Genomic DNA, 12,763 nt, shown 5'->3' with positions numbered 1-12,763 from the left:
ATTATTTTTAAAAATCTTTCCCTGTACTATTGACACCTTTTCAACGGTTATTAACAGGGATGTGAACGGAAAAAAGTATCTTTGCCGGCAGACATACTCTTTGTGGGAAACCGAAAGATGTAAAATTGATTGTTATGAATAGAAAACTGAAGATAACCGAACTTAATCGCATTAGTACAGAGGAATTTAAAGAAGCTGAAAAGCTGCCGCTCACAGTTGTATTGGATAATATTCGCAGTTTGCATAATATAGGTTCCGTATTTCGTACTTCGGACGCTTTTCGCATCGAATGTATTTATCTGTGTGGCATTACAGCTACTCCACCCCATCCTGAAATGCATAAAACAGCTTTGGGAGCGGAATTTACTGTTGACTGGAAGTATGTTAATAACACTGTCGAAGCTGTTGATAACCTCAAGAACGAGGGCTATACGGTTTATTCCGTAGAACAAGCCGAAGGCAGTATCATGCTGAATGAGTTGACTTTAGATAAAAGTAGGAAGTACACCATAGTAATGGGGAATGAAGTAAAAGGTGTTCAACAAGAAGTTATTGACCATTCTCATGGCTGCATTGAAATTCCACAATATGGCACGAAACATTCTTTGAATGTATCGGTCACAGCAGGTATTGTTATTTGGGATTTATTCAATAAATTGAAATGACATGGGTGTTAATAAGTGGTTGGAATACTGTTTTTCAACCTGTTTTCAGACAGAGAAATAAACAATTGTTTATTTTGTTATTAACAGAATTAATGGTTTGTAAATAAGTGGTTTATGACTTTTAGTTTGTCAGTTAGTAACTATGTTCTTAACAGGTTGTGGATAAGTGGTGAAAACTGTGTATGAAGGTTATTAAAGTTGTCCGCTTTCTACCATTAAAATCACCCTTTCCGTAAGTGCATCGTCTCCGGTAGGATCATATTGTTTTTTCAGACTGGCACCGAACAATGCTGCAAAGGTTTGATAGAATCCGGCTTTGAAAGGTCCCATAAATGCTTTGACCAATTCATAAGAAGTGGAATGGGTTTGTCTGTCCACTAATTTAATCAACAGCTTTCCTTGAGAGAAGGAGAGTTTTTTCATTCGGGGAGTATACTGTTCCTTCAGCCCTTTTTCCACAGCTTTCAGATGCTTTTGCCGTCCTTTTTCGGTAGGTATGGTTTGCAAGTATTCATAAGTTTCGATAATTGCCCGGTTGATTTCTTTGGAAATGGGAAGTACTTTCTTTACATCGCGGATGAGTTTGTAGTACTTTGCCATTTCACGCCTGTTCTTGAATTTAAGCGGTTTGAAAATGTAGACGGTAGGCAGTTTGACGTATGGAATGGTGTCACCTTCATAAACGCACATAGGAGTAAGGAAGACACTTTTCGTTCCATTCTCTTTGGAGGTTTGCTGGGCATGGCAAATGAGGCTTCCTGATAAGAGAAACACAATGAGTATTACTATTTTAAACTGCCCGTTCATGGCACAAAAGTACACCATTCTATGGAATGTTGTTGCATTGCTTTTGTTTTTCCTTGTTCAATTAACTAATTTAAGGTAACTTCGCTGTCTATAAATTTGAAAATAGCTCATTATCAATGACGATAATCAAGGTAGGAGTTTTTATAAGTATGCTGTTAATAACTCCTATGCTTGTAGCTCAAAATACGACTGTATCCCTGTGGGAAGAAAATCTGGAACAGCTTTCCATGGATGGGGAAGAAAGAAACTGGGAAGACGAACTGGAAGAACTTTCCAGGCGTCTGCAGGAACCGATTAATATCAATGTTGCTACCAAGCGGCAATTAGAAGAATTTCCTTTCCTGACTGCATTTCAAATAGAACATCTTTTGGCGTATGTGTATGTGCATGGACAGATGCAGACTGTCTATGAATTACAACTGGTAGAAGGAATGGATAAACGTACTATTGAGTTATTATTGCCTTTTATCTGTGTAAAGTCTGTTGAGAATAAATCAGGTTATCCTTCTTTGAAAAAGATATTGAAGTATGGTAAACAGGAAATACTGACACGTATGGATGTACCTTTGTATGCCCGTAAGGGATATGATAAAAACTATTTGGGACCGGCTGTTTATCATTCGTTGAAGTATGATTTTCGTTATGGCGATTATTTGCAGATGGGAATAGTGGGAGAGAAGGATGCGGGTGAACCGCTTTTTGCCTTGCAAAATAAAAAAGGATATGATTATTATTCTTTTTATTGTCTGCTTAAAACTTCGGGCAGATTGAAATCATTGGCATTGGGCAATTATAAGTTGAGTTTTGGTCAAGGACTGGTGCTTAGTACGGACTTCCGATTGGGAAAAACGTTTTCCATGTCTACATCGGAATACCGTACGGGAGGAATTCGGAAACACAGTTCTACGGATGAATATAATTATTTTCGCGGGGTAGCCGCTACAATGGAACTTCTCCGCTGCTTGGAGCTTTCTGTTTTCTATTCGCACCGTTCTATGGACGGTGTAGTAAAAAACGGGGAAATCACTTCTATTTTCAAGACAGGACTGCACCGTACGGAAAAAGAAGCTGATAAAATGGATGTTTTTACCATGCAATTAGCGGGAGGCAACCTGACTTATGAAAAGAATAAGCTGAAAATAGGGGTGACAGGTATTTATTATTTTTTCAATCATCCTTATGAACCGGACTTGAAGAAGTATGCAAAATACAATTTGCATGGAAATAATTTTTATAATCTGGGTGTGGATTATAAATATCGTTTGGGAAAATTGGTGTGGGTAGGAGAGGGAGCAGTGGGAAAACAAGGATATGCTTTGCTAAATCAATTGAAGTATAGATTATTAACAAGTTATCAACTGCTGTTAATTCATCGTTATTATTCGCATGATTACTGCTCTTTCTTCTCCCATTCTTTCGGAGAAAGCGGTACGCCGCAGAATGAAAACGGCTGGTATCTGGCAGCAGAGGCAACTCCTTTGGAACATTGGAAATTTTTTGCTTCATTGGATTTGTTTTCTTTTCCCTGGTGGAAATATCGGATCAGCAAACCTTCACAAGGTATGGACGGGATGTTTCAGGCCACTTATTCTCCTCGTAGAAACTTATCGGTATATTTTAATTACCGGTATAGGCAAAAGGAGAGGGATGTGCCGGAAACAGGCGGGAAAGTCACCTTACCTGTCTATCATCACAAGTTCCGTTGCAGGCTTACTTATATGCCGAAAGGTTTTCTGTGCCGTACTACGGTCGATTACAACCATTTTCGCCAGCAAGATGGGAAAGGGTATGAATTCGAGGGAAAACAAGGTTGGCAGTGTAGCCAGTCTTGTGCTTATACATTTTCTGGATTTCCTTTGGCTGTATCTGTGCAAGGCACTTACTTTCATACGGACGATTACGACTCCCGGATTTACGCTTCTGAAAAAGGCTTGCTTTATACATTTTACACCCCTTCTTTTTATGGCAGAGGGTTTCGTTATTCTGCTCATGTACGTTATGACTTGAACAAAACTTTTATGTTTCTCGTTAAGTTCGGGCAAACCGTCTATCAGGATCGTGCAACCATCGGTTCGGGTAACGATTTGATAGAGGGAAATAAAAAAACGGACTTGCAGATGCAGCTTCGTATTAAGTTTTAAAGAGCAATTAAGTCGTTTTTTATAGCAATTTTCTATATTTGCCGTTGAAAAACGTAGAAAATAGGTGAAAAATTAGAAATAAAATGACTGTCATTTATCCCTCTCCCATATTCGGTCCTGTCCATTCCCGCCGTTTGGGAGTATCTTTGGGAATTAATCTGTTGCCGGAAGACGGTAAGGTATGTACTTTCGACTGCATTTACTGTGAGTGTGGGTTTAATTCCGATCATCGTCCTAAGAAGCCGCTTCCCACACGTGAAGAAGTACGTGCTGCTTTGGAAGCCCGTTTGCAAGACATGCAGAAGAACGGGCCTGTTCCCGATGTACTGACTTTTGCCGGAAACGGAGAACCGACTGCACATCCGCATTTTCCTGAAATTATAGAGGATACACTTGCCTTGCGCGATAAATATTTTCCGGAAGCTAAAGTCAGCGTATTGAGCAATTCAACTTTCATTCACCGTCCTGCCGTATTCGAAGCCTTGAGTAGGGTGGATAACAATATTCTGAAACTGGATACGGTAGATGAAGCTTATATCCATGAACTTGACCGTCCGACAGGACATTATTCTGTTCGTGAAATAATTGACGGTATGAAAGCTTTCAAGGGTAATTGTATTATCCAAACCATGTTCCTGAAGGGCGGTTTTCAGGATAAGGATATGGACAATACTTCCGATAGGTATGTTTTGCCTTGGTTAGAGGCCGTTAAGGAGATTTCTCCCCGACAGGTAATGATTTATACCATTGACCGCGAAACTCCCGACCACGACCTGCAAAAGGCCACTCATGAGGAATTGGACCGTATTGCAGTATTGGTAAAGGAAATGGGGATAGCTGTGAGCGTTTCTTATTGAATAAGATAATTTTAATATTAAAAAGGGGACTATCCTTCGCGGACGGTCCCCTTAGTTCGTTTTATAGAGTAATTTTTATGAAAAAAAAATGAAAATTCCGAGTATTATTCTTCGTCTTTGTCAACTTTGGCTTCCGCGATGATTTCTTCGGGAACTTTTTCACAGCGGATGTATTTGTTTACATCGCTTTCATCATCTTTTGATGTCCAAGTCATTGAACCGCTTTCCAATAAATCAGTTACGATATATTTATTGTTCCAGTCACCGTTACCATAGTCATAAACTCCGCTGATGATATAACCCAAATAAGGATTGTTTTCAATGCTGAAACTACCGGTAATGTAACGGGCATACATACTGTCGAACTTCTGGTACATTTCGAAAGTTTGTTCCTTGCGGTTGAAAATCACATAACAGTATGTACCTTCATCCAAAGAAGCTCCGTTCCATTCGGCAAGTTTCCATGTACCCTCCAGATTGGCGGGAGTAACTTCTAAGGTCGGGATTACCGGTTCGTCATCTTCACAGGAAGAGAAACAGAACAGGAAGGCGAACAAAGCCATTAATTTGAAAATATTCTTCATATCGAATTTCTTGTTTTTATCGTTACTTAATACAGTTTACTTTTATATTTAATGTCCGGTCCGAAGGGCGTGCATCCACTCCTTCAAGAATAATCGGGAAGGTGAATGATTTCCCTTTTTCCGCGGGAATGAGCGATGCGTTGACCGTTACTACGATATCGGCTTCACTGCCCGGCTGAATAACTTCCGGCTCTGTGCGGAAAGTTGCGAATTTAGGAATGATGAGTGCTGACAAACGCAGCGGCTTGTCTCCGCTGTTACCGCATAGAATTCGTTCCGAAGGCTGCTTTCCGGCAGCTACTTCCCGAAATTCCAGTTGGTTTTGTTTCAGTCTCAGTTTTCCCATTGCATATGGGTAGCGTGCCCATTCGTCGGCTCCGGGAATGACGTTTCCTATCAGTGTCAGGCGTGCCACCGGGGTTTTATCCGAAGAAGATAGATAGACGAAAGTGTTCGTATCTATCGTTCCGGGATGATTTTTCGGGTGGTAAGTCAGCGTGATGGTTCGCGTTTCGCCCGGAAGTACTTTTCCTGTATAGGCATCTGCCGCCGTACAGCCGCAAGTTGTCCTTACGCGGGTGATGACAACCGGCGCTTTGCTTACATTGGTGTATGTGAAGCTGCAAGCCCGCGGAGCGTCATCTTCGGTCAGTGTTCCAATATTCTGTACAGTTTTCTCGAAACGCAGTATCTCATCCCCCTGTTTCATCAACGGCGGATTTATGAGCGAGTCGATTTTCTCTTGTGAGAGAAAGCGGACGTCTTGGGCTTTAACCGCCCAAGCCTGTCCGATTCCTGCACAGAGTATAAATAGCTGTATCCAAGTAATGGGTTTCATTGATAATTTTAATTACATCCAACCGTTGTCGTTAGCTTTCTTGCGAACGGTAACGGTGATGGTCTGTTCCGTACCGTTACTTACCTTCACTGTGATGTGAGCCGAACCGGTTTTTACTCCGGTTACCTTCATCAGCGTACCGTTGACGGTTACTTTCGCAACGGCTTCGTCGCTTGACGTACAAGTATAAGTCAGTTTCTCGCCGTCTATGAAGAAGCCGGCCAGATTGATGGTAGATTCGGCGTTTTCCGCCACATATACATTGGGCACTTTCATGTCCGAACCGCTTCCTTCGATGTTGTTCAGCAATATGCCGGCATTGGCTGCTCCGGTACCCATTTTGTCGATATAGGCAGACAAGTTCATCTGGGTGAGCGAAGCACCATGAGAAGCGCTGTTTCTGTAGAACTTTTTAGTTCCCGTATAGAAAGAGTTGACAGGTTTCACCGATTCTTTCAATAGTTTCACAAATTCGTCCGCCTTGAAATGGCGACGTTGTTTTACGGCGTATGACAATCCTAAAGCTGCTACGCCCGATACGTGCGGGCACGCCATTGAGGTCCCGTCCATATAGCCGTAGGCAGGTTTTCCGTTTTGTATCATAGTGGAAAGAATGGAGCCCGATGCTTCCGGATTTTCTTCTAGCCAATATTCCGGTTCTCCTTTTCCTGCTTGGCTATAATACTGTACGTCACCGCCCGGAGCGCAGATGTCCACTTCTGTGCCGAAGTTGGTATAGGACGCCGGTGTGAAGTCGGCGGCTATTGAACTTACGGATATGCATTTGGAATAGGCGCTGGGGAAAGCCGGTATTTTGGCATATTCATTACCCGATGCAAAGATGGCGATACCGCCGTCTATCACTCCATTGGGAGAACCTGCATTGTTGATGAAGTAATCCAGGGCTTCTTTTTCCAGCGGATAGAGCTTGGTCCATTCTGCCTCGGTTGCCGGGCCCGGTACAAATCCATCTATTGCATTGGCGTCTGCCGAGTTATATCCCCAGCTGCATTGCAGGATTACTGCTCCGTTGTCGGCGGCATATTTAATGGCTTGGGCTTCCGCGCTCAGCGTAACGCCGCCTTGTCCTGCAAATACCTGGCACGACATAATCTTCACGCCTGAGTTTGCAGTGCCGTCTCCGCCGGCGATGCCGCAAACACCTTTGCCATTGCCGTTTACGGCCGCAATGCTTCCGGCAACGTGTGTTCCATGTCCGGTGTCGTAGGTATCTGTCCATGAGATAATGGCGCTGTTCGTTACGAAGTTATAACCGTATCTGTCGTCTTTATATCCGTTTCCGTCATTATCTTCATCGCTATACAGATTTTCCTGTTCGTTCACCCAGATGTTGTCTTTCAGGTCGGGGTGGGTGTACATTACGCCTTCATCCAGTACGGCAACGATGATAGAGGGGTCTCCTTTGCACTTTGCCCATGCCTCTACACAGCCTACGTCGCATCCGGCTATTGATTCTGCTCCATTCTCCGGATTATCAAACGGGTTTGTTCCCGTATTGTTATAGTGCCATTGGAATTGCAATCCCGGATCTGAAAAAGTGCTGTTGGTTGCCGCGCGCGTAGCCGCTTTCTGTTGCAGGGCTGCTTCGCTGATGTAAGTACGGTAGTTTCCGGTGTTATAAGCACGTTTGATGCGGCTGTTTCCTTGTACCTTCGAAATCTCTCCCAAACGGCTGAGACGGTTGGCAGCCTGCTGCAAATCCGTATTTTCATCGAATTTCACCAAGTACCACAGGTGCAGTCCGGCGGTGCGGGTACGTTCTTCGTTTCTGGAGTCTACGGGAAATATACGCTCAAAGTGGTATCCTCCTAAAATGTCAAGCACCTCATCGGTAGACGGAATGCCCGAACGGGTCATGGCACTACCGCTTCTTGTGGCGCGTGTCATCGTCCGGTCGAGGATGGCAGTCATTTCAGGCTTGAACTTTATCAGCAGTTCGCCCGAAGTGACGTCTGCCGGAAGTTGAACTTCCGTCTCCTCGGGTGAGGTAGACGGTTGTTCAATGATTTCTTGTTCCGAGCATGCAGCCAGTGTAAGAGCGAACAGTGCTATGTATAAGAATTTTTTCTTCATTGTTTCGTTTTAAAATTATTCTTGTTGATGATTCTTCTTTTCAGAATATCCCGGTCTGTTATCAGTTGTTATTGAGCTACGTATCTGCGGTAGTAAAGCGGATAGGCGGTACCTTGAATTGTTACCTCTGTTCCGGGATCCTTATCGCCGTAATAATACTTATAGTCGTACTTCTGATTGTCTATATTATCAAACAATACGGGAGCTCCTTCAGAGTTTTTACCTCTTTCCTGCTGATTGAAAACCAAGACTTCCGGATCCCATTCCACAAAGTAGGGGTGGAAAAGTATCCATTTGGGCATATCGCCCGTCATGAAGTTCAGGTTGATGGAAAGACTGCGTGCATTGGGCAATACGCGCGGAACATCCTGTCCATGTACTACTTCCTTATATTGTCCGTTCACTCCCGGATAAGTTACCGGATTATCGTTTGTTTTCAGCCAGATACAAGTGTCGCCTACCAGCTTGTCCAAATAATCCTTTTTATCGGTGGAGAAATCATCTTTCGTATAGCGTGTAGGCTTTCCTGCGGCTTGCAGCGCAGCGGTTATTTCGCTATCCGTAGGCAACTGTCCTTCGATGAAGTTATAAGACAGGGACAGGGTAACCAGATTGTCCCAAGTCAGCAGTTTAAAGAATGCTGCCCGTTCTCTGGCTTCTTCGGTGATGTTGACATGCAGTCCGATAGGTCGTCCATTGTATTCGCTGCCTCCTCTGTTGTCCATCTGGCTCAAATCGTTGAAGGAGTCCGTACGGCGACATCTGCTTAATAATAATGCTCTTACATGCGGGAAGTTTTCTTGGTTCACCACATCCGTAATGGTAGAGAGTTTAGGGAAGTTATTGGAAGATAAATCCAGTACTTCCAGACCTTTTTCTTTACCCTTGCCGCCCAGTTTTATAAAGTTATCGGGCAACTTGATAAGACCATACGCATATACACTTAGATATTTCAGGTGTTCCAGTTCACAAATTTCTTCGCCTAAAAGAACCTCTCGCAACTGGAAGTTGGCATTACTCTGAATACCGAATGATTCCAAATATTTGAGGTGTTTCACTTCCTTAGGAAGGGTTTCGCCTTCTTTCAAGTTCACCATTATGAATTTCACGCTGCGTACGCGACCGATGGCTTCCTGTGAAGGTAAGTCGTCGTCGGTTGCTTCCCAAAGGGTTACATAGTTCCAGTTCTGCATATTCTCGCTGGTGTCGAATGACATTGTAGCCTGTACCTTTTTGTTGATAGTGATGATGGCAAGCGAGTCGCCCGAACGGTTGTCTTCTATTTTCAGAGCCGGTTTCTGGCGGACGGTGAGAATAACCGCATCTATCTCTTTGCCGTCGGCATCTTTCAGCTTGTCTTCCTCAGGATTCTGCGGAATCAGGCGGATTTTGGCAACGCGGGTAAAAGGTGCCGTATTCATTTCCCAGCGGAAGCGCACTTTGATGGTACGCGGACGCGCTTTTCTGTCGAGGTTTACTTCCAGGTCGTCGTTTTTGGGCAACGTAAGCCAGTTGGCGCGTTCGGGCTCCATTTCTACTTTTTCCGTATCGTTCATCGGTTCGGCAAACGAGTACTCTATATTCTCCTCATCAATTTTGAAGTGAATGTTGGTAGAGATGGTGGTTTCGAAAAAGCGCTTGTCATACTCGGCTGAGTTCTCAATTTCCACTTCCGGTTCTTTCAGCAATATCTGCTTGTTGAAGCCGAACTGGGTAATCGTAATCAACTTAGGTTCTTGTCCTTCCGCTGCAAACCGTATCTGGGTGGTACGTGCGTTGTTCTCCAATGTAGAATCGATGGCCAGTCTGCAATCTGCCGAACCCATTCCGTTTGCGGGGGAAATGCTGATCCAGGGTTTGGCTGAACCGGCCACCCAATCGGCGTTGGTAGAGACGGCGACTTGCTCTGTACCTCCCTCCGGGCCGATTGTGATTTCGTCCTTGTCGGTGGAGATGTTGTTCGATACTCCTGCTTCATCTTCCTTGCACGAGGTTACGATGCCCGCGCAAAGAGCCAGTCCTATTATTATTTTCTTTGAATATTTCATTTCTTGTGAGTTTATCGTTTAATATCCAGCGCATCGCAACCGCGAATATCCTGCGTCTTATCGTAGAACAGCATGTACATGCCTGCTTCGATGTAGGGGCATACGTAGCTCAAGTCGATGGAAATGTTCGGATTGTCCTTGATGTCCAGTACCGAAATGTTCGGGGTTATCTTCTCGTTTACTTTACGAATGTCGTTCGAACCGATTTGCAGTTGCGTCAGGCTGGGACACAGGGTGATACCTTCCGGCCATTCGCGCAGGGTGCGGTTACCTTGTGCGTCGCGTTGGTTACGGATACCGAAGCCTTTCAGCGTGCTGCTGTTCAGCGGTTGTGTAGGGAACTTGGAGAAACTGTTGTAGCTCAAGTCTATACCAACCAAATAGGGCAGCGTGGTAGCCCGGAAATCGTCGGACAACTTTGTAAGCTTGTTGAAACGCAAGTCTATCGAAGTAAGCAAATAGGTGTTCTTGAAGTTTTCGTTTTCGTCTTTCAACGAGTTTTTGGGTATTTCTGTCAGCATATTACCCATCAGGTTGATGGAAGAAAGCGGTGAACCGGTTGAGAACAGCTCTTTGGGGAACTTGCTTATCTGGTTGTTTGACAAGTTGATGGAAGAAACGTTGATACCTTTGAAAGGAGTGGGGTCAAGAGGATCAAAATTCTTTCCGTCCACCGAGCCTATCTCGTTGTAGGAAAAGTCTATCGCGCTCATTACCGAAACGGATTTGGCATCGAAGATATTAGGGATATACTTCAATTTGTTATGCGCAAAGCTCAGATTTTCCACCTGTTCGGTAAATCCGCAGAAGTTTGCGGGGATTTCTGTGATTTGGTTATATGCCAAATTGAGTGATGCCAATTTTATTTCCGAGCCGAATGCCGGTAACTTGCCTTCAAGTTGGTTGTAGAGACATTCCAGCATGCCCAGTTTTTTCATCTTCTGCAAAGATGTTTCCACCGGGAATGTTTTCAGGTTGTTGTAGCCTATGTAGATAATCTGGATTTTCTCTCCTACCGGTGCGTCTGCGAGGGCTTGCCAGTCGTCTTTCAACTGCTCTCCGGAGATACCTCTGTTGCAGGCAACGTTAATCAGCTGCATTTCGGGCAGTGCTTTTAAGAATGTAGGCAACTTTGTGAGGTTCGGGCAGTTATATACCTCTACATCTGTCAGATCTTTCAAATTATCCCACTTCAAATCTTCCGTCTTATATTGTTGGGCGTATTCGGAGTTTTCATTCTCCCATGCTTCGCAAATGTTTTCGGCGACGAAAGGAGAGTTACCCATATAGAACTGGCGCAGTTTGGTTAAGCGCATCACTGCTTTGGAAACGAATGTGATATTATTGCTCAACTGTCCGATTTGCGTATCTTTCAATGTGATACGGCTGCTTTTTTTGATACTTTTCTGCTGCGGATCGCTGTTGATGCAATCTTTGATAAGGTCGGAGAAGTCTTCGCGCGGGTCGTAGTCAACGAATGTTTTTTGGTAGTGCATACGCATTTTTTGCTTCTGCTCGTCACTCATATTCGCTGAAATGCCTTTGGGGCCGAACAGTCTCTCGTTTACTTTCTCCCCATGCGAGCCTAATGCCAGAACTTCCAGTTCCGTGAGTTGTCCGATAGCGTCCGGCACTCTTCCGCTGGCGCCAAAGCCTTCTAAGGAAAGCCCTGTTACACGACCATTGCTGTTGAGCGATACACCGGGTTGGGCTCCCCACATATCCAGTTCCTTATTGAAATTCCAGTTGGCGCCCGGTTGAGTACCGAAGCCTTGTTGGCTCCAGTTTTTGCCGTTCAGCGCATCCCAGATTTCTTTCAGTGCAAGGTAATCCTTGATGTATTCGGCGGTGCGGGACAGTTTAATGGGGACAATGGCGTCGTCAGTGAGCGCATTGTCTTTTACGGTGAACTGTTCGCCTTTTACGGCTTGTGTTTCCAGTGTCTTTACCAGATTTCCGTTTTTGGAATATGTAGTGTAAGAAGTCACCTGATAGTTTCCGGCGGGCAACCATACGGCAGAGTCGCACTTTGCAGTGGCGATGTCCATATACTTGTCATTATCGTTGTCGGGGTTTTGGTGCTCTTTGGACTCTTCCTTGTAAGTCACTTTGAAGCCTTTAATCGTTGTCGGCTTTTTGGTGAACAGGTTGGTTACGGTTATGTCTGCCAGCTTTATTTGGCTGAACAGATATTCTCCCGGTGCGCGGGTGCTAAGTCCGTCTTTAATCAGCTTAAACTTAACCATACCGCGTGTCACTGTATTTACGGTCAATGCTTTTTCTTGCAGACCGTCTTGAACTACGGTAAATTCATCATCTTCTTCTACCGAACCTGCCAGCAATTCTTCATCGAGTTTGTCGTACAGGTAGTATCCTACTATTTTGTAAGTACCGGTCAGTAGTTGCAGTTTATCACTGCGCAGGCCGAACTCTGCATTCTCTGCGTTATATGAATTGAGAACCAATGTTTGCGACAGTGTTACACCGTCTCGCAGCATCACTACGTTTATCTTTTTTGCATCCGACAGCAGTTCCAGTTTATCGGTGGCGCGGGTAGCCGCACCTTCTCCTGTGCTTTTGTAGAGTTTGAACTGCACATAGCCGTATTGACCTGTTTGCAGTGCATCTTCCTCATCGGAACATCCCGTTACCGCCACCATCGCCAGCAAGCTGACGATGAGGGGTAAAAAGAATATAGAGCGTATCTTTAATTTATGTAGATTCATTTA

9 protein-coding genes are annotated in these 12,763 nt (G+C 44.4%); 3 read left to right on the top strand and 6 right to left on the bottom strand.

Going from position 1 to position 12,763, the window contains the following annotated elements:
• Nucleotides 1–134 precede the first annotated feature (134 nt).
• Nucleotides 135–665 carry an RNA methyltransferase gene (locus NQ546_RS02995; protein ID WP_004291835.1) on the top strand — a complete coding sequence of 177 codons (531 nt, stop codon included), beginning with the start codon at nt 135–137 and terminating at the stop codon, nt 663–665.
• A 192-nt stretch (nt 666–857) separates the two neighbouring features.
• On the opposite strand, the gene NQ546_RS02990 is transcribed toward NQ546_RS02995, so the two are convergent.
• Nucleotides 858–1,490: a DUF4294 domain-containing protein gene (locus tag NQ546_RS02990; RefSeq protein WP_004291834.1), complete on the bottom strand. Its 633-nt coding sequence runs from the start codon at nt 1,488–1,490 to the stop codon at nt 858–860.
• 98 nt (nt 1,491–1,588) lie between these two features.
• Between NQ546_RS02990 and NQ546_RS02985 the strand changes: the two genes are divergently transcribed.
• Both NQ546_RS02985 and NQ546_RS02980 read left to right on the top strand, forming a co-directional pair.
• Nucleotides 1,589–3,613 (top strand): helix-hairpin-helix domain-containing protein, encoded by a 2,025-nt coding sequence (locus NQ546_RS02985; RefSeq protein ID WP_004291833.1) that lies wholly within the window; start codon nt 1,589–1,591, stop codon nt 3,611–3,613.
• Nucleotides 3,614–3,696: 83 nt separating this feature from the next.
• Complete coding sequence (locus tag NQ546_RS02980; protein ID WP_004291832.1) at nt 3,697–4,470, top strand: radical SAM protein; 774 nt, start codon at nt 3,697–3,699, stop codon at nt 4,468–4,470.
• Between the two features lie 104 nt (nt 4,471–4,574).
• Here NQ546_RS02980 and NQ546_RS02975 read toward each other — a convergent pair whose 3' ends face one another.
• The 5 genes from NQ546_RS02975 to NQ546_RS02955 form a co-directional block, all read right to left on the bottom strand.
• A complete protein-coding gene (locus tag NQ546_RS02975) occupies nt 4,575–5,054 on the bottom strand; it encodes a lipocalin family protein (RefSeq protein WP_004291831.1) in 480 nt (159 codons plus the stop codon).
• A gap of 22 nt (nt 5,055–5,076) precedes the next feature.
• The gene (locus tag NQ546_RS02970; protein WP_004291830.1) at nt 5,077–5,892 is read right to left on the bottom strand and encodes a DUF1573 domain-containing protein; all 816 of its coding nucleotides are present in this window, start codon (nt 5,890–5,892) and stop codon (nt 5,077–5,079) included.
• A gap of 12 nt (nt 5,893–5,904) precedes the next feature.
• A complete protein-coding gene (locus tag NQ546_RS02965; RefSeq protein WP_004291829.1) occupies nt 5,905–7,986 on the bottom strand; it encodes a subtilase family N-terminal domain-containing protein in 2,082 nt (693 codons plus the stop codon).
• 68 nt (nt 7,987–8,054) lie between these two features.
• On the bottom strand, nt 8,055–10,034 hold the full coding sequence (locus tag NQ546_RS02960) for a BACON domain-containing protein (RefSeq protein ID WP_004291828.1): 1,980 nt from the start codon (nt 10,032–10,034) through the stop codon (nt 8,055–8,057).
• Nucleotides 10,035–10,045: 11 nt separating this feature from the next.
• Entirely contained in the window at nt 10,046–12,760 is a 2,715-nt protein-coding gene (locus NQ546_RS02955; protein WP_004291827.1) for a DUF4458 domain-containing protein, read from the bottom strand.
• Nucleotides 12,761–12,763: the final 3 nt, after the last annotated feature.

The organism is Bacteroides eggerthii (assembly GCF_025146565.1).
GTDB lineage: Bacteria > Bacteroidota > Bacteroidia > Bacteroidales > Bacteroidaceae > Bacteroides > Bacteroides eggerthii.
The sequence above is the reverse complement of the archived record's forward strand: the minus strand, read 5'-3'. Positions and strand labels throughout refer to the sequence as shown.